The organism is Pseudolysinimonas kribbensis (assembly GCF_030161895.1).
Taxonomy (GTDB): Bacteria; Actinomycetota; Actinomycetes; order Actinomycetales; family Microbacteriaceae; genus Pseudolysinimonas; species Pseudolysinimonas kribbensis.
Genome location: NZ_BSVB01000001.1, coordinates 884845 through 900896, shown reverse-complemented (window position 1 = coordinate 900896; position 16052 = coordinate 884845). Strand labels below are relative to the sequence as shown.

The following is a 16052-nucleotide window of genomic DNA, read 5'->3' as shown; positions in this document are numbered from 1 at the left end:
GCAGAATCTGCCGTACGCGATGATCGTGCACCTCAAGGACTTCTACATCCGCGGCACCGACCCCGGGAGGGCTGGTTCCGCAGTCGCGGGGGCAAGTACCTGCGCGGCGCGATCGTCGGCAACGGCGACCTCGACCTCGTCTCGGTGGCCCGCTCCCTCCGCGAGGCGGGCTATTCCGGCTATGCCTCGATCGAGTTCGAGGGCGCCGAGGACTGCCTGCTCGGCATCGAACGCGGTCTCGCCAACGCTCGTCGCCTGCTCGCGGCGAGCTGACATCCGGCCGCATCCCGCGCATCCTGCACCCCGCACAACGAGGAGACACCCCCATGGCACGTGTGAAGATCGGCGTGATCGGCACCGGCACCATCGCCCAGTTCCATCTCGACGCCTACGCCCGCAACCCCGAGGCCGAGCTCGTCGCGGTGGCCGACATGAACCTCGACCGGGCCCGCGCCGCGGCGGACGCATTCGGGGCCCGGCGGGCCTACGCCGACCCGGCCGAGCTGCTCGCCGATCCCGAGGTCGAGGCCGTGAGCATCTGCACCTGGAACGACAGCCACACCCGCTGGGCGATCGCGGCCGTCCAGGCGGGCAAGCACGTGCTCGTCGAGAAGCCGATGAGCCGCACGCCCGAGGAGGCCGCCGAGCTCCAGCGGGTCGTCGAGGGCAGCGACCGGATCCTGCAGGTCGGGTTCGTGCGCCGGCACTCGCCGAACGCGCAGGTGCTCAAGACGTTCATCGACAACGGCGACCTGGGCGAGGTCTACTACGCCCGGGCCAGCCTGATCCGCCGGGCCGGCAATCCGGGCGGCTGGTTCGCCGACAAGTCGATCTCGGGCGGCGGGCCGCTCATCGACATCGGGGTGCACGTCGTCGACCTGTGCTGGTACCTCATGGGGTCGCCGACCGCCGTGACGGTGAGCGCGAACGCGTACACGCGACTGGGCAACCGGTCGAACGTGACGACCCTGCCGCGCTACACGGTCTCCGACTACGACCCGACGACCAACAGCGTCGAGGACATGGTGAACGCCCTCGTGCGGTTCGACAACGGCGCCTCGATGCTCCTGGAGGTCAGCTACTCGCTGCACGCTGTGCGCGACTCGATCGACGTCTCCGTCTTCGGCGACAAGGGCGGCGCGCAGCTGGAGCCGGAGCTCGAGATCGCGGCCGAGCGCTACGGCTCGATCGTGAACCAGATCCCGCAGATCGCGTCGCGGACCTTCGAGATGGACCCGGGATTCCCGAACGAGATCGCGAACTTCATCGACACGATCCAGGGCCGCGCGCAGAGCGTCGCACCCGTCGCGCACGGGGCCCAGATCACCCGGATCCTGGCCGCGATCTACGCGTCGGCCGAGGCGGGGGCCGAGATCCGGCTCTGAGCGCGGACCGGTCATCGCGCCGGATAGCGTGGTCGCCATGACCTGGCTCGTGACCGGCGGTGCCGGCTACATCGGTGCGCACGTGGTGCGGGCCCTGCTCGAGGCCGGCCTCCCGCCGGTCGTGCTCGATGACCTGTCGAGCGGGCACCGCGAGTTCGTGCCCTCCGGCGTGCCGTTCGTGCAGGGCAGCGTGCTCGACGGCGCCCAGGTGCTGCACGTGCTCGAGCAGCATCACGTCACGGGCGTCATCCATGTGGCCGGCTTCAAGTACGCGGGCGTCTCGGTGCAGCGACCGCTGCACACCTACGAGCAGAACGTGACCGGGATGGCGACCCTCCTCGCCGCGATGGCCGAACGCGGCGTCGATCGCCTCGTGTTCTCCTCCAGCGCCGCCGTCTACGGCACCCCCGACGTCGATCTCGTCACCGAGGACACCCCGAAGAATCCCGAGTCGCCCTACGGCGAGACGAAGCTCGTGGGGAGTGGCTGCTGCGCGACCAGGGTGTCGCCGCCGGGTTGCGGCATACGTCGCTGCGCTACTTCAATGTGGTCGGCTCCGGCGATCCGGAGGTCTACGACACGAGCCCGCACAACCTCTTCCCGAAGGTATTCGACGCGCTCGTGGCCGGGCGCACGCCGATCGTCAACGGCGACGACTACCCGACGCCGGACGGCACGAACGTGCGAGATTACCTGCACGTCGCCGATCTCGCCCACTCGCACGTGGCGGCCGCGCGCCGACTCGACGACGGGAAGCCGATCGAGCCCGCCTACAACCTCGGCAGCGGCGACGGCGTCTCGGTGGCCGAGATCATGGCCGCCATGTCGCGGGTGACGGGGATCGTGTTCACCCCCGAGATCGGGCCGCGCCGCCCCGGCGATCCGGCTCGCATCGTCGCCAGCGGCGACCTCGCGGCGCGCGACCTCGAGTGGGCGATGCGGCACACGATCGACGACATGGTGCGCAGCGCGTGGGAGGCGCGGCTCGCCCACCGCGACTGACCCCGCGCAACCCCTGCGGACCCCCGTTCGAGGGGATTTCCGGCGCGTCGTGACGACACGCCGCGGCGCGCAGGAAATATCATCCGGCGACTTGACTCCCGGGAATGACACGGCTGTAATTACTGCAATGAGCGGCGTTCGCATGGGGGCATCGTCGCCGGAGATGAGGGAGAGGGACATGACGAGGAGCGAGTACCGCCCGTCCGTCCCGGAGGACTGGTTCGTCGACCCGGTCCGGCTGGGCATGCCGACCATCCGGCCGTCGGTCGTCGTCGAGGAGGACGACGCCCTCGCCTGGCAGGCCGACGCGCTGTGCGCGCAGACCGATCCCGAGGCGTTCTTCCCGGAGAAGGGCGGCTCGACCCGCGACGCCAAGCGCATCTGCACGACGTGCGAGGTCAAGGCGCAGTGCCTCGAGTACGCCCTGCAGAACGACGAGCGCTTCGGCATCTGGGGCGGTCTCTCCGAGCGCGAGCGCCGTCGGCTGCGCCGGAGCCGCTCCGCATAACGCGCCGCGCCCCCGAACGGGGCGCTTTTGGGCCCGGCGCGCGCGTCATGACCGTCTGGTCACGATCGCCGCCTAGCCTCGACCCGATGCAGCCCCGAGTCACCGCGATCGTCGTCGTGCGCAACGGCGCCCGGTGGCTCGATCGCACGATCGAGGCGCTCGGCGCGCAGACCAGGCCGGTCGACGCCACGGTGTGGCTCGACGCGGGGTCGACCGACGAGGCGCGCGACCGGATGCCGGCCGGCGCCATCCGTGCCCCCGCCCAGTCCTTCGGCGCCTCCGTCGCGAGCGCGCAGCGCTACGTCACCGGGGACGGCGGTCCCGACGAATGGCTGTGGCTGCTGAGCGCCGACACGGCGCCCGAGCCGGATGCCCTCGCCCGGCTGCTGGCGGCCGTCGAGGTCGCGCCCTCGGTCGCGATCGCCGGCCCGAAGCTGGTCGACGCCGACGATCACGACCTGCTGCGCTCCTTCGGCGAGAGCGTCACGCCGCTCGGCGCCACCGTGCGGCTCGTCGAGGACGAGCTCGACCAGGCCCAGCACGACGGCGACGCCGACGTGCTGGGGGTGACGAGCCGGGGCATGCTGGTGCGGCGCGGCGTCCTGGCCCAGCTCGACGGGTTCGATCCCGGGCTGCCGACCGCCGACGCCGGGCTCGATCTCTCGGTCCGGGCGCGCCTGGCGGGGCACCGCGTCGTGCGCGTCGCCGACGCCCGGGTCGCCCGCGCGCTGGCACCGGAGGACTTCGGTCGCCGCCGTCCGCGCGGCCGGAGTGCGCGCCGCCGCATCGCGCGCACCGCACAGCTGCATCGGCGACTGGTCTACGCGCCGCCCGGCGCGCTGCCCATCCACTGGCTCTCGCTGCTGCCGCTGGCGGTGCTGCGCTCGATCGGGCAGCTGCTGGCCAAGCGTCCCGGCGCCGTCGGCGGGGAGCTCGCGGCCGCCCTCGCCGCCGCGTTCTCGGGCGGTGTGCCGGCCGCGCGGCGACGGCTGCGCCGCGCCCGGCGCACGGGGTGGGCCGCCATCGCGGCTCTGCGCGTGCCCCGGGACGAGCTGCGGGAGCGCCGGGCGACGGCGCGCGACCGCGAAGCGGCGGCCGCCGGACCCGAGCTCGTGCGCGCCTCCTTCCTCTCCGGCGGCCTCGCCGTGACGGCCGTGACCGCGGTCGTGGGCGTCGTCATCTCCTGGCGGCTGCTCGGGCAGAACGCGCTGACGGGCGGCGCCCTCCGGCCGCTCGCCGACGTCGGCACGATGTGGGCGCGCATCGGCTGGGGTCCGCGCCCGGTGGGTGTCGACCTCACCGGCCCCTCCGATCCCTTCAGCGCCGTGCTCGCCCTGCTCGGCAGCCTGACGCCGTGGAACCCGTCGCTCGTGCTCGTGCTGCTCTGGGTCACGGCGCTGCCCCTCGCCGCCCTCGGCGCCTGGTGGGCCGCGACCCGGCTGAGCGCACGTCGCTGGCCCCCGTGCTCGCCGCGGCCCTGTGGGCGCTCGCGCCGCCGCTGCTGGTCGCGCTCGCCGACGGGCGACCCGCAGCGCTGCTCGCTCACCTGCTCCTGCCGTGGCTGGCGCTCGCCGTGATCGACGGGGCCCGATCGTGGAGCGCATCCGCCACCGCCTCGCTGCTGTTCGCCGCGATCGTCGCGGCGGCACCGGTGCTCGCCCCGGCGCTGGTGCTCGCGATCGTCGCATGGGCCGTCGCGCGCCCCCGGGGGTCGTGCGGCTGCTCGGCATCGTCATCCCCGCCGCGGCGCTCTTCGCCCCGCTCGTCGTCGCCCAGCTGCGTCGGGGCACGCCGCTCGCGTTGCTCGCCGACCCGGGGGCGACCGTCGCCTGGCCGGCGCCGACCGGGTGGGAGCTTCTGCTCGGGCACCCGGCAGCGGGCACCGGCTGGCAGGGCATGGTCGCCGGACTCGGCCTGCCCACCGCGCTCGGGCTGCTGCTGCCGGCCGTGCTGCTCGCCCCGGTCGCGGTGCTCGCCCTGCTGGCGCTGTTCCTGCCGGGGTCGCGCCGTGCCATCCCGGCCCTGGTCATCGCGCTCACCGGTCTCGTGACCGCCGTCGTCGCCGTGCATCTGCCCCTCGCCAGCAGCGCCGGCGATGTCGTGACCCCTGGCCGGGTGCCGGCCTCAGCCTGTACTGGCTCGGCCTCGTGGGGGCCGTGGTCGTCGGCGTCGACGCGCTCGGCCGGGCGAGCGTCGGAGTCGGGATCGCGGGGCTGCTCGCCGCGGCGCTCGCGGTCGCACCGCTGGCCGCGGCGCCGCTCGACGGCAGCGCGCCGGTCGCGGGCAGCGACGGCCGGATGCTGCCCGCGCTGGTCGTCGCCGCGACGGGCCCGCATCCGCAGCTCGGCACCCTCGTGCTGACTGCCCGCGCCGACGGGTCGCTCGTGGCCGAGGTCGAACGCGGCGCGGGCACGACGCTCGACGCCGAATCGACCCTGTGGTCGACCCGCACGGGGCTCGGCCGCACCGGCCGAGAGATCGCCGACCTGGCCGGCAATCTGGCGTCCCAGAGCGGCGCCGACGTGTCCACGCCGCTGCAGCGGCTGCAGCTCGAGTTCGTCGTCCTGGCGCCGCCGCCGGCCGCGCCGACGACCGCGCAGCAGGCGTTGCAGCAGCGCGCCTCGGAGTCGCTGGACGGGAATGCGACGCTCACGGCGGTCGGCAGCACCTCGCTCGGCACGCTCTGGCGGTTCGGTGGCCTGCACCTCGCGCACACGTCCTCGCCGGCCCGGACGCCGCTCGGCGTCGCGGTGCTCGTCGCGCAGGGGGTGATCGTGGCGCTCGCGCTGCTGCTGGCCATCCCCACCGGTCGCCGTCGTCGCGTGGTCAACGAGGCGAGCCTGCCCGGGGAGGACCCGGCCGACACGTTCGACGAGGACGATCATGGCTGACGACGAGCAGACCGACCTGTCGGCGGGCGACGCCGGCCGCGAGGCCGCCGCACTCGACGCGGAGGCGACGGCCCGCGATGCCGAGCGCGCGGCGCCCGAGACCGACCGCGCTCGCGGGCGGGCGAGGCGCGCAGCGGTGGTGGGCCTGCGGGTCGTGACCGGCCTGGCCGGGACGGCCGTCGCGCTCGCGGTGATCGTCGCGACCGGGCTGCTGCCGCTGCCGAGCAGGAGCGACGCCGCGCCGACCACGACGGTGACGCCCGCGGCCGCCCCCAGCTGCGGGTCTGCCCCGGCGCGCTCCTGCACCTCGGCGACACGCAGGGCCGCAACGCCGGATCGCCGTCCTCGCTGGGTGCGCCCCGCCGTCGCGACGGCGCGACCGACGCGCAGGTGAGTGCCAGCGCACTCGGGCGCAGCGACGCCGACACCGGAGGGACCGCGAGCGCGCCCGCCCGGTTGGAGATCGCCGGCGGGGGCGGACTCCTCGCGGGCGCTCAGTCGCAGTCGGCGAGCACCGACGACATCTCGGGCTTCGCGGCGGCCGCGTGCGTGGAGCCGACCGGATCGTCGTGGCTGGTCGGCGGCGCGACGACCACCGGGCGCACCACCCTGCTCACCCTCGCGAATCCCACGGCGGTCGACGCGACGGTCGCGCTCGAGCTCTACGGCGAGAAGGGGCCCGTCACCGCGCCGGGGCTCTCGGGGATCACCGTCGCCGCCGGGTCGCAGCGCGTGCTCTCGCTCGCGGGGTTCGCGCCCGACCTCGCCTCGCCGGTCGTGCACGTGACGGCGCGCGGCGGCCGCGTCGTCGCGTCGTTGCAGCAGAGCACGGTCCGAGGTCTCGACCCGGGCGGCGTGGACCTGATCGGCGCGGCCGCCGACCCGGCGCGGCAACTGCGCATCCCCGGGGTGCGCGTGCTCGGGGCGGATGCGGTGGCCCAGGCACTCGGACGGGAGGACTGGAGCGACGCGATCCCCACGATCCGGGTCGCCAACCCCGGACGGGCCGCCGCGAAGGTGCAGGTCAGCCTGCAGCCGGAGTCGTCGGACGGCACCGGCACCTCGTTCGACCTCGACGTCGCCGCCGGGCACGTGCGGGAGGTCGGACTCGACTCCGGCGTCGACGTCGACACGGGCGCGCTCGCGATCCCGGACGGCGAGTACACGGTCGTCGTCACCTCCGACCAGCCCGTGGTCGCCGCGGCGCGCATCTCGACGGCGGGGAAGGCTCCTGCGGCGGGCGTCGATGCCGCGCCGGCGAGCGACTTCGCGTGGGATGCCGCGGCTCCCGTGCTCCGCGGACCGACCCTCGTGAGCATCGCGCCGGGCGACGACCCGCGCATCGCGTTCGCGGGTGCAACGGGCGGCACCGTCACGCTGCACGGGATCGGGGGCGCCGCCGACATCCGGATCACGGTGCCCGCGGGCGGGCAGGCGTCGGCCGCCGTGACGGCGGGCGCGAGCTACGACATCGAGGGCGCCGACGGGATGACGGCCTCGGTCGGCTACGCGGGAGCCGCCGCGCTCTCCGGCTTCACGATCGCGCCGGCGCGCCCGGTGTCCGGGCCGCTCACGATCCATCCCTGAGCGCCGCAGCGCCGGTGCGCGGTCAGAAGTGCCGGTAGCGCTCCGGCGCGATGTCCCACGGGTCCTTGCCGAGCAGCTCGGCGACCGCCCGGAACACGCAGCTCTCGATGTAGGAGCGCCGATGCCACTCGTCGTCGCGGTGCAGGTGCGCCATCCGCTCGATCGGAAGCCGGTAGAGCACGACGGTGCGCGCCTTGCGGCTGACCCGCCAGCGGTCGACCCCGTCGGCGCCCGGCTCGCCCGTGGGCACGGCTGCGACCTCGAAGCGCACCCGCTCGAGCTCATCGGGCCAGAGGTCGCGCAGGTAGTCGACGGCGCTGGCGATGCAGGCGTCGAAGAAGTCGACCCGCGTGCGCAGCGGGGCGAGATGCGGACCGACGACCGACGAGCGGATGCCGCGCCCGTGCCGATCACGGGCCGCCGCCCGCGGCGGCATCCGACGGGTCGAGCGCGCCATGCGCCCAGTGTAGAAGGGCGCGTGCGCGTCGTGCCGACGATGTCGTCGCCCGGCGGTACGGTGACGACACGGACGAGGAGTCAGGATGAACGGCCGGCTGTGCAGCAAGGTCGCCTGCGGCGATGAGGCCGTGGCGACCCTGACCTACGACTACGCCGACGCGCTCGCCGTGCTCGGCCCCTGAGCATCCGGCACGAGCCGCACAGCTACGACCTGTGCGCGCGGCACGCGGAGCGGCTCTCGGCGCCGCAGGGCTGGCAGGTCGTGCGGCACGTCGTCGTCGACGAGCTGGGTCTGGGCGCCTAGCGCGGCGACGGCCGAGCGCCGTCACACGACGGCGCATACAGGTCGTCGCTGCGACAATGGAGCCGTGAGCACTCTCGAATCCGGCACCGACACGGCCCTCCCCTTCAAGGTCGCCGACCTCTCCTCGCCGAGGCGGGCCGCCATCAGCTCCGGCTCGCCGAGAACGAGATGCCCGGTCTCATGTCGCTGCGCGAGGAGTTCGGGCCGCTCCAGCCGCTGAAGGGCGCCCGGATCGCGGGATCCCTGCACATGACCGTGCAGACCGCCGTGCTCATCGAGACCCTCGTCGCGCTCGGCGCGCAGGTGCGCTGGGCCAGCTGCAACATCTTCTCGACCCAGGACGAGGCGGCCGCCGCCGTCGCCGTCGGGCCGACGGGCAGCGTGCAGGCCCCGGCCGGCGTCCCCGTGTTCGCCTGGAAGGGCGAGTCGCTGCAGGAGTACTGGTGGGCGGCGGAGCGCATCTTCGACTGGTCGGCCGAGGGCTTCGACGGCCCCAACATGATCCTCGACGACGGCGGCGACGCGACCCTGCTCGTGCACATGGGGGTGCGCTACGAGGCGGAGGGCGCGGTGCCCGCTCCGGATGCCGACGCCAACGAGGAGTGGACGATCATCCTCGACGTGCTCCGGCGCTCGCTCGAGCGCGACCCGCAGTACTGGACGCGGATGGCGTCCGGCATCCGGGGCGTGACCGAGGAGACCACGACCGGCGTGCACCGGCTGTACGAGCTCGCGGCCGAGGGGCGGCTGCTCTTCCCGGCGATCAACGTCAACGACTCGGTCACGAAGTCCAAGTTCGACAACAAGTACGGCATCCGGCACTCGCTGCCCGACGGGCTCGACCGGGCGACCGACGTCCTGATCGGCGGCAAGGTCGCGTTCGTGGCCGGCTACGGGGATGTCGGCAAGGGCGCCGCCGAGGCCCTCCGCGGTCAGGGCGCGCGGGTCATCGTGAGCGAGATCGACCCCATCAACGCGTTGCAGGCCGCGATGGACGGATTCCAGGTCGCGAAGCTGTCGAGCGTCGTCGACCAGGTCGACATCCTCATCACGGGCACCGGCAACAAGGGCGTCGTCACGGTCGAGAACCTGCTCGGCCTCAAGCACCTCGCGGTCGTCGGCAACGTCGGGCACTTCGACGACGAGATCGACATGGCGGCGCTCGCCGCGCTGCCGGGCGTCGAGAAGGTCGAGATCAAGCCCCAGGTGCACGAGTGGCGGCTGCCGAACGGGCGCAGCATCCTGGTGATGAGCGAGGGGCGGCTCATGAACCTCGGCAACGCGACCGGGCATCCGTCGTTCGTCATGAGCAACTCGTTCTCGAACCAGGTGCTCGCTCAGCTGGAGCTGTACACGAAGCCCGAGGAGTACCCGGTCGGCGTCTACCGGCTGCCGAAGGTGCTCGACGAGAAGGTGGCCCGGCTGCACCTCGCCGCGCTCGGGGTGGAGCTCACCGAGCTGACGCCCGAGCAGGCGTCGTACATCGGCGTGCCGGTCGAGGGGCCGTACAAGCCCGAGCACTACCGGTACTGACTCCCGAGCGGGTCGAGGAGGGCGCGCATCGAGACCTCACCCCTCGACGCGGCGTCGGCTCCTACCGCGAGGGGAACCCGTGCGGCACCCCCTCGAGCACCGGCCCGAGCCGCCGCAACCGGTCGGCCTCCAGCGCGAGCGCCCGTGCCTCGCGGTCGCGGCGGACGGCGGCGACGGCGGTGAGCAGCACCTCCGGCGGGACGTCGGGCAGCGGCGCCACATAGGGCACCACCTCGCGGGCGAGTTCGTCGGCGATCCCGGCCCGGCGTCCCGGCTCGTACTGGGTCGCCTCGTGCAGGAACTGCGCCACCCGCCGGGCGAGGCCCTCGGGCAGCCGCGCGACGTCGGCGACCCGGGCCCAGCCGTCGAGCCCCCACGGCAGCAAGGGCGGGGACAGCGGTCGACGCGACACACGCTCGTACTGGGAGTAGGTACCGGCCATGAGGTCGCCGAGGCGCTTCGCCCGCGGCGTGAGCAGCCCGAGGAGGATGGCGAGCCCGCCGAGCGTGCCCCAGATCTCGATGACGCCGGAGAGCCCGCGGATGAGCGCGTGGCGCAGGCCGATGGCGCCGCCGTCGTCGCGCACGATGCGCGCGCCGACCGCGACCTTGCCGACGGAGCGGCCGCGGGTGATCGTCTCCACCGTGATCGGCGCGATGACCAGCCCCACGAGGACCGTGACGAGGAACACGGTCGCGTACACGGCGCTCTCGATCTCGGGCGCCCCGATGAGGGCGAACGAGACGGCGATGATCAGAAGGTACGTGGCGGCGAAGTAGACGAGCATGTCGATGGCGGCACCCCGGCGCGCAGCGCGAAGCCCGCGGGTCGCAGGTCGAGCGCGACCGCCTCACCCGTGACGACCTCGTCGTCCGCGGTGTCGTCGGCGTCGGTCTCATGCTGCGGCGGCAGCGGCACGACGTCGGAACGCGAGGTCATGTCGGTATCCTGACAGTCCATGGACCTCGACGCCTACGCCGCCGCGAACGCGGCCGAATGGGAGCGGCTCGACCTGCTGTCGCGCGGCGCCCTGGACGGCGAGCGCGCCGACGAGCTCATCGAGCACTATCAGGCCGGGGCGGCGCAGCTCTCCGCGATCCGCACGAGCGTGGGGGAGTCGGTGCCGGGCGACCGGCTGGGGCTGACCCTGGCCCGGGCCCGACTGCGCTTCACCGGGACGCCCGGCAACCTGCTGCGCGGTCTGTCGGCCTACGCCGTGCTGCAGCTGCCCGCGGCCCTCTACCGGGTGCGCTGGCTCACGCTCGTCGTCGCGGCGCTCACCCTCCTGCTCGCCGGGATCTACGGATTCTGGATGTCGAGCGACCCCCGCCTCGTGGCCTCGCTCGGCTCGCATGCCGCGCTCCGGCGCTACGCGGAGCACGACTTCGTCTCGTACTACTCCGACAACTCGACGGGCGGCTTCTTCGGGCAGGTGTGGACCAACAACGCCTTCGTCGCGGCGAAGTGCGTCGCGCTGGGCATCACGCTGCTCGGGGTGCCCGTGGTGCTCTTCCAGAACGCACAGGATCTCGGCCAGTCCGCAGCGGTCATGAACGAGTTCGGCCGGCTGCCGGACTTCTTCCTCTACATCTCCCCGCACGGCCAGCTCGAGCTGTACTCGATCTTCACGGCGGCGGCCGCCGGGCTCATGATCGGCTGGTCGTGGATCGCGCCGGGCCCGATGACCCGCGCCCGGGCGCTCGCCGCCGCCGGGCGCTCGCTCTTCACGATCGTCGGCGGGGTCGTGGTCTCGCTGCTGGTCTCCGGGCTCATCGAGGGCTTCGTCACCCGGCAGCCCTGGCCGTGGCCCGTGAAGATCGGGATCGGCACCGTGGCCCTCGCGGCCTTCCTCACCTACCAGTGGGTCGTCGGCCGGCGCGCGGCCCGCGCGGGGCAGACGGGCGACGCGGGGGAGTTCGAGTCGGGAGCGCGGCAACTCGTCGCCGCCTGAACGACGGCGGCCCCCGGTTCGCGCCGGGGGCCGCCGTGATCCGCTGTCGTACCGCTACGCCGTGCGGCGTCCGGCGAAGAGGAACTTCCAGGTGACGCCCGCGATGAGGCCGCCGACCAGGGGCGCGACGAAGAACACCCAGAGCTGGATGAGCGGGGTCGACCCCCGAGGATCGCGGTCGCGAGCGAACGCGCCGGGTTCACCGACGAGTTGTCGACCGGGATCATCACGAGGTGCACGAGCGTCAGCGCGAGGCCGATCGCGAGCGGCGCGAATCCGGCGGTCACGTGGGCGCCCGGCGCCGTCACGCCCAGGATGATGTAAACGAACAGCGCGGTCGCGACGATCTCGGCGATGACGACGGAACCGAGGTTGAGCCCCATCGGCGACGCCCCGCCGAAGCCGTTGGAGACGGCGGCGAAGTCGGCGGTCTTGCCGCTGACGACCACGAACAGCCCGAGCGTCAGGGTCGCGAGGATGCCGCCGATGAGCTGGGCGATGATGTACGGCACGAGGTCGCGCCACGGCATCCGGCCGGCGGCGGCGGCGCCGATCGACACGGCCGGGTTGAAGTGCCCGCCCGAGATGTGGCCGACGGCGTAGGCAGCGGTCAGCACCGCGAGGCCGACCGCGAGCGCGATGACCAGCGGTCCGCCGTCCTTGGCGAAGAACAGCGCGGCGCCGATGACGCCGAACACGAGCAGGTACGTGCCGAACAGCTCGGCGAGCAGACGGGAGACGAGGGTGTAAGGCGCCGGAGCGCTGGCTTGGGCCATGACCATCCAATCCTGAGAATTCCGTGGACGGACGCAGGCTATCCCCGCGACGCCTGCTCGCGGCTGCCGACCCGCCGCTGTGCGCCGCCGCCCCCTCGGCCCTCCCGCCCGTGTCCCCGCGTCCCGGTGTGCCGTGTGCCGTGTGCCCGTGCCCCTGCCTCCGTCAAAAGTGGAGGAACACGGCGGCGATCCGGTCCGGTCGTGCACCGCACGCGCGACGTGCGCCTGAAGTTTCGACGGGGGAGCGGCAGGATGCGGACTCCGTACCGCCCCGAGCGGCCCCCGTCACAGGCGACCCGCCGCCCCGCTCTCAGAGGCGGCCGGCGGCTTTGAGGGCGAGGTAGGCGTCGGCGACGGCGGGCGGGAGGTCGGCGGGGAGCCCGTGACGACCTCCGCGCCCAACTGCCGGATGGCGCCGGCGACCCGCGTCGCATCCAGCGCCGCCCGTTCGGCGGCGGCCGCGCGGTACACCTGGGCTCGGTCGCCGCGCTGGCGCGCCGCCTCCAGCACGTCGGGATCGGCGACCGAAGCGACCAGCACCGTGTGGTCGCGGGCGAGCTCCGGCAGCGTCGTGAGCAGCGAGCGCGACGACCCGGGCGTCTGCGCCGAGGTCAGCAGCAGCACGAGCGCGCGTTGCGACGTCGCCTGCCGCACGAGCGCCGGCACGGCCGCCCAGTCGGTCTCGAGCAGCTCCGGCTCGATCGGCGCCATCGCGTCGACCATCTTCGCGAGCAGGTCGGCACCGGTCGCCCCCTGCACCCGGCCGCGCACCCGGCGGTCGTAGACGATGAGGTCGACGCGATCGCCGGCGCGGGTCGCGAGCGCGGCGAGCAGCAGGCTCGCCTCGAACGCCGTGTCGAGCCGGGGCTCGTCGGCGATCCGCGCCGCCGAGGTGCGCCCGGAGTCGACGACGATGACGACCCGGCGGTCGCGCTCCGGCCGCCAGGTGCGCACGACGAGGGTCGCCCCGCCCGTGGCGGGATCCCGGCGCCGCGCCGTGGCGCGCCAGTCGATCGAGCGCACGTCGTCGCCGCGCACGTACTCGCGCAGGCTGTCGAACTCGGTGCCCTGCCCGCGCACCATGACGCTCGTGCGGCCGTCGAGCTCCCGCAGCCGGGCGAGCCGCGACGGCAGGTGGCGGCGCGACGAGAACGGCGGCAGCACGCGCACGGATCCCGGCACCCGGATGCTCGCCTGCCGCGCCGCGAGCCGCAACGGCCCGAAGGCGCGCACCGTCACGTGCGCCGCCGTGCGCTCGCCGCGGCGCACCGGCGTCAGGCTCGCCCGCAGCACGCGGCGCTCGCCGGGAGACAGCGAGATCCGGCGCCGCGACGGCCGGATGCCGGCCGAGGGCTGCCACGCGTCGCGCAGCACGCCGCGCACGGTGCGCTCGCCGGTGTTCTCGATGAGCAGCACGGCCTCCTCGGTCTCGCCCAGCCGCATGCGCGCCGGGGTGCGCCGCGCGAACCGCAGCTTGCGCGGGGATCCGGCCAGAGCCAGATCCCCGGCGGCCAGCAGCACGACGACGCCGAGCCAGGCGATCAGCCCGTACCACCCGTCGAGCACCACGACGGGCACCGCGCCGACCGCGATCAGCGCGACGAACCACCCCGACAGTGCCATCAGTCGACCTGCGCCATGGCTAGATCGGCACCTGCACCTGCTGCACGATCGAGCGCAGCACGGCGTCCGCGCCGACGCCCTCGAGCTCCGCCTCCGGCCGCAGCTGGATGCGGTGCTGCAGCACCGGGATCGCCATCGTCTGCACGTGGTCGGGCGTCACCCCCGTCGAGCCGCTGAGCCACGCCCAGGCCCGCGACGCCGCGAGCAGGGCGGTCGCCCCGCGCGGGCTCACGCCGAGGCGCACCGACGGGCTCTGCCGGGTGCCGCGCGCGAGGTCGACGATGTAGCCGAGCACGTCGGGGCTGACGGTGACCTCCGCGACCGCGTTCTGCGCCTGCGCGAGCGTCGCCGCGTCGAGCACGGGCGCGACGCCGGCGGCCTCGAGATCACGCGGATCGAAGCCACCCGCATGCCGGGTGACGACCTCGACCTCCGCGTCGCGCGCCGGCAGGTCGAGCACCAGCTTCATGAGGAAGCGGTCGAGCTGCGCCTCGGGCAGCGAGTAGGTGCCCTCGTACTCGATCGGATTCTGGGTCGCCGCGACGAGGAACGGCACGGGCAGCTTGCGCGTCACGCCCTCGGCCGAGACCTGCCGTTCCTCCATGGCCTCCAGCAGGGACGACTGGGTCTTCGGCGGCGTGCGGTTGATCTCGTCGGCGAGCAGCAGGTTGGTGAACACGGGTCCCTCCCGGAACACGAGCTCGCCGGCGGTCGGGTCGTAGACGACCGATCCGGTGATGTCGCCCGGCATGAGGTCGGGCGTGAACTGCACGCGCTTGGTCTCGAGCTGCAGGGTGCGCGACAGCGTCCGGATGAGCAGCGTCTTCGCGACGCCGGGCACCCTCCAGCAGCACGTGCCCGCCGGCGAGCAGGGCGATGAGCAGCCCGGTGACGGCGCCGTCCTGGCCGACCACGGCCTTGCCGACCTCCCCGCGCACGCGCAGGAAGGCCTCTCTCAGATCGTCGGTCATCAGGGGAACCTCCTGGGTGGGGACGGCGGGTCGGGTGGCGGTGGGGTCGGTCACGGGCGCACCGCCGCGGCGGTGTCGTCCTCGAGCTTCTGCAGCGCGTCGGAGAGCGCCACGAGCCGCGCGTCGGACTCGGGCAGCGCGTCGACGAGGATCGCGGCGACCTCGGGGCGCGGTCGTCCGGTGACGGCGGCCGCGGCATCCGCGATCTCGTGCACGGTCGCGGTGCGCGGCATCCCGAGCAGGCGGCCCAGCCGGGCCGTGGTGCCGATCCGGATCGCGTCCAGCGCGTGCACGCGGGCGCCGGCGCGCTCGTACAGGCGCGCCCGCCCCTCCATGGTCTCGCTCGCGCGCACCGTCACGGGCAGGTTCTCGACGACGACCCGGCCGAGGCGGCGTCCACGCCAGAGCGCGGCGGCCAGCGCCGTGACGAGCAGCAGCAGCATGAGCGGGGTGACCCACGGCGGCGTGAGGTCGGCCAGGCTCGCGGGCGGCCCGCCGCCGCCCAGGTCGTCGAAGCCGGGCAGGTACCAGATCAGGGCATGGTGCCCGCCGAGCAGGTTGAGGGCGAGGGCGGCGTTGCCGTCGTGGACGACCGTGCCGTTCTGCAGGGCCGCGCCGACACCGAGGACCGTCGTGCGCACGCCGTGCGCCTCCAGCTGCACGATCCCGGCTCCGCCCTTCGCGCGCAGGCACGACGTGGCGCCGTCCGCGTGCCGTGCGTCGTAGAGCCGACCGCCGCCGCTCACCGTGCCGGCCGTGCGCACCGCCGGCAGGTCGCAGTCGGCGTGCAGCGTCGCCGTCGTCCGGCCGGCGGCGTCGACACCGGGCACGAGATCGCCGAGGGTCGCGAAGCCGGGCTCCACGAGCACGAGGTCGCCGGCGGCGGCGCGCAGGCGGCGATGCTGGGCGGCGCTGAGAAGCTCCTGGGGGTCGTAGACGACCACCGTCGTGTCGAGCGGGTCGCGCACGGCGCCCTCGGTGAGGTCGAGGAGCGCGTGATCGTCACGTGCACGCCGTGCTGCTCGAGCACCTGCACGACCGCCTCGGCGCCGTTCGGGCCCG

15 protein-coding genes and 5 pseudogenes are annotated in these 16052 nt (G+C 74.0%); 13 read left to right on the top strand and 7 right to left on the bottom strand.

The genetic code is table 11. From position 1 onward, the window contains the following. Window positions 1-144: 144 nt before the first annotated feature. From QQK35_RS04985 to QQK35_RS04945, 10 genes and pseudogenes are all read left to right on the top strand, one after another. Entirely contained in the window at window positions 145-273 is a 129-nt protein-coding gene (locus QQK35_RS04985; RefSeq protein ID WP_284253202.1) for a hypothetical protein, read from the top strand. Window positions 274-326: 53 nt separating this feature from the next. Then, complete coding sequence (locus tag QQK35_RS04980; protein WP_284253201.1) at window positions 327-1385, top strand: Gfo/Idh/MocA family protein; 1059 nt, start codon at window positions 327-329, stop codon at window positions 1383-1385. A gap of 37 nt (window positions 1386-1422) precedes the next feature. Continuing rightward, window positions 1423-2108 (top strand): annotated as a pseudogene (locus tag QQK35_RS04975) (NAD-dependent epimerase/dehydratase family protein); the annotation flags it as partial. Between the two features lie 99 nt (window positions 2109-2207). Beyond that, on the top strand, window positions 2208-2387 hold the full coding sequence (locus QQK35_RS20250) for a hypothetical protein (protein WP_431311854.1): 180 nt from the start codon (window positions 2208-2210) through the stop codon (window positions 2385-2387). 178 nt (window positions 2388-2565) lie between these two features. Further along, entirely contained in the window at window positions 2566-2895 is a 330-nt protein-coding gene (locus tag QQK35_RS04970; RefSeq protein WP_284253200.1) for a WhiB family transcriptional regulator, read from the top strand. A gap of 86 nt (window positions 2896-2981) precedes the next feature. Further along, entirely contained in the window at window positions 2982-4472 is a 1491-nt protein-coding gene (locus tag QQK35_RS04965; RefSeq protein ID WP_284253199.1) for a glycosyltransferase family 2 protein, read from the top strand. Window positions 4473-4581: 109 nt separating this feature from the next. Then, a complete protein-coding gene (locus QQK35_RS04960) occupies window positions 4582-5256 on the top strand; it encodes a hypothetical protein (protein ID WP_284253198.1) in 675 nt (224 codons plus the stop codon). Next, on the top strand, window positions 5193-5786 hold the full coding sequence (locus tag QQK35_RS04955) for a hypothetical protein (RefSeq protein ID WP_284253197.1): 594 nt from the start codon (window positions 5193-5195) through the stop codon (window positions 5784-5786). The genes QQK35_RS04960 and QQK35_RS04955 overlap by 64 nt, the downstream gene beginning before the upstream one ends. Next, on the top strand, window positions 5779-6180 hold the full coding sequence (locus QQK35_RS04950) for a hypothetical protein (RefSeq protein WP_284253196.1): 402 nt from the start codon (window positions 5779-5781) through the stop codon (window positions 6178-6180). The genes QQK35_RS04955 and QQK35_RS04950 overlap by 8 nt, the downstream gene beginning before the upstream one ends. Next, the gene (locus QQK35_RS04945; RefSeq protein WP_284253195.1) at window positions 6177-7373 is read left to right on the top strand and encodes a DUF5719 family protein; all 1197 of its coding nucleotides are present in this window, start codon (window positions 6177-6179) and stop codon (window positions 7371-7373) included. The genes QQK35_RS04950 and QQK35_RS04945 overlap by 4 nt, the downstream gene beginning before the upstream one ends. A gap of 22 nt (window positions 7374-7395) precedes the next feature. Here the strand turns inward: QQK35_RS04945 and QQK35_RS04940 are convergent, their stop codons facing one another. Further along, the gene (locus QQK35_RS04940) at window positions 7396-7830 is read right to left on the bottom strand and encodes a metallopeptidase family protein (protein ID WP_284253194.1); all 435 of its coding nucleotides are present in this window, start codon (window positions 7828-7830) and stop codon (window positions 7396-7398) included. 85 nt (window positions 7831-7915) lie between these two features. Between QQK35_RS04940 and QQK35_RS04935 the strand changes: the two are divergent. Together QQK35_RS04935 and ahcY are read left to right on the top strand one after the other, a co-directional pair. Next, a pseudogene (locus QQK35_RS04935) lies at window positions 7916-8136 on the top strand (DUF3499 family protein). A gap of 64 nt (window positions 8137-8200) precedes the next feature. Next, window positions 8201-9669: pseudogene (gene ahcY / locus QQK35_RS04930) on the top strand (adenosylhomocysteinase). Between the two features lie 61 nt (window positions 9670-9730). Here ahcY and QQK35_RS04925 read toward each other — a convergent pair. Both QQK35_RS04925 and QQK35_RS19625 read right to left on the bottom strand, forming a co-directional pair. Continuing rightward, complete coding sequence (locus tag QQK35_RS04925) at window positions 9731-10456, bottom strand: RDD family protein (RefSeq protein WP_348534886.1); 726 nt, start codon at window positions 10454-10456, stop codon at window positions 9731-9733. Next, window positions 10423-10608 (bottom strand): hypothetical protein, encoded by a 186-nt coding sequence (locus QQK35_RS19625; protein WP_348534885.1) that lies wholly within the window; start codon window positions 10606-10608, stop codon window positions 10423-10425. The genes QQK35_RS04925 and QQK35_RS19625 overlap by 34 nt, the downstream gene beginning before the upstream one ends. Window positions 10609-10627: 19 nt before the next feature. On the opposite strand from QQK35_RS19625, the gene QQK35_RS04920 reads away from it, so the two are divergent. Beyond that, complete coding sequence (locus QQK35_RS04920; RefSeq protein WP_284253193.1) at window positions 10628-11620, top strand: stage II sporulation protein M; 993 nt, start codon at window positions 10628-10630, stop codon at window positions 11618-11620. Here the strand turns inward: QQK35_RS04920 and QQK35_RS04915 are convergent. The 4 genes and pseudogenes from QQK35_RS04915 to QQK35_RS04900 all read right to left on the bottom strand — a co-directional run bounded on the left by QQK35_RS04915 (window position 11524) and on the right by QQK35_RS04900 (window position 15958). Next, window positions 11524-12396 (bottom strand): aquaporin, encoded by an 873-nt coding sequence (locus tag QQK35_RS04915; protein WP_284253192.1) that lies wholly within the window; start codon window positions 12394-12396, stop codon window positions 11524-11526. The genes QQK35_RS04920 and QQK35_RS04915 overlap by 97 nt on opposite strands. A 310-nt stretch (window positions 12397-12706) precedes the next feature. Further along, window positions 12707-14019: pseudogene (locus QQK35_RS04910) on the bottom strand (DUF58 domain-containing protein). A gap of 19 nt (window positions 14020-14038) precedes the next feature. Beyond that, window positions 14039-14990 (bottom strand): annotated as a pseudogene (locus tag QQK35_RS04905) (AAA family ATPase). A gap of 50 nt (window positions 14991-15040) precedes the next feature. Continuing rightward, window positions 15041-15958: a DUF4350 domain-containing protein gene (locus QQK35_RS04900; RefSeq protein WP_284253191.1), complete on the bottom strand. Its 918-nt coding sequence runs from the start codon at window positions 15956-15958 to the stop codon at window positions 15041-15043. Between the last annotated feature and the right edge of the window lie 94 nt (window positions 15959-16052).

Excerpts from the sequence above, each read along its gene's own strand:
- QQK35_RS04960 (WP_284253198.1), top strand. The coding sequence starts at position 4,582 with ATGGGCCGTCGCGCGCCCCCGGGGGTCGTGCGGCTGCTCGGCATCGTC.
- QQK35_RS04950 (WP_284253196.1), top strand. The coding sequence starts at position 5,779 with ATGGCTGACGACGAGCAGACCGACCTGTCGGCGGGCGACGCCGGCCGC.
- QQK35_RS04955 (WP_284253197.1), top strand. The coding sequence starts at position 5,193 with ATGCTGCCCGCGCTGGTCGTCGCCGCGACGGGCCCGCATCCGCAGCTC.
- QQK35_RS20250 (WP_431311854.1), top strand. The coding sequence starts at position 2,208 with ATGTCGCGGGTGACGGGGATCGTGTTCACCCCCGAGATCGGGCCGCGC.
- QQK35_RS04925 (WP_348534886.1), bottom strand. The coding sequence starts at position 10,456 with ATGCTCGTCTACTTCGCCGCCACGTACCTTCTGATCATCGCCGTCTCG.
- QQK35_RS19625 (WP_348534885.1), bottom strand. The coding sequence starts at position 10,608 with ATGACCTCGCGTTCCGACGTCGTGCCGCTGCCGCCGCAGCATGAGACC.
- QQK35_RS04980 (WP_284253201.1), top strand. The coding sequence starts at position 327 with ATGGCACGTGTGAAGATCGGCGTGATCGGCACCGGCACCATCGCCCAG.
- QQK35_RS04940 (WP_284253194.1), bottom strand. The coding sequence starts at position 7,830 with ATGGCGCGCTCGACCCGTCGGATGCCGCCGCGGGCGGCGGCCCGTGAT.
- QQK35_RS04915 (WP_284253192.1), bottom strand. The coding sequence starts at position 12,396 with ATGGCCCAAGCCAGCGCTCCGGCGCCTTACACCCTCGTCTCCCGTCTG.
- QQK35_RS04920 (WP_284253193.1), top strand. The coding sequence starts at position 10,628 with ATGGACCTCGACGCCTACGCCGCCGCGAACGCGGCCGAATGGGAGCGG.
- QQK35_RS04970 (WP_284253200.1), top strand. The coding sequence starts at position 2,566 with ATGACGAGGAGCGAGTACCGCCCGTCCGTCCCGGAGGACTGGTTCGTC.
- QQK35_RS04965 (WP_284253199.1), top strand. The coding sequence starts at position 2,982 with ATGCAGCCCCGAGTCACCGCGATCGTCGTCGTGCGCAACGGCGCCCGG.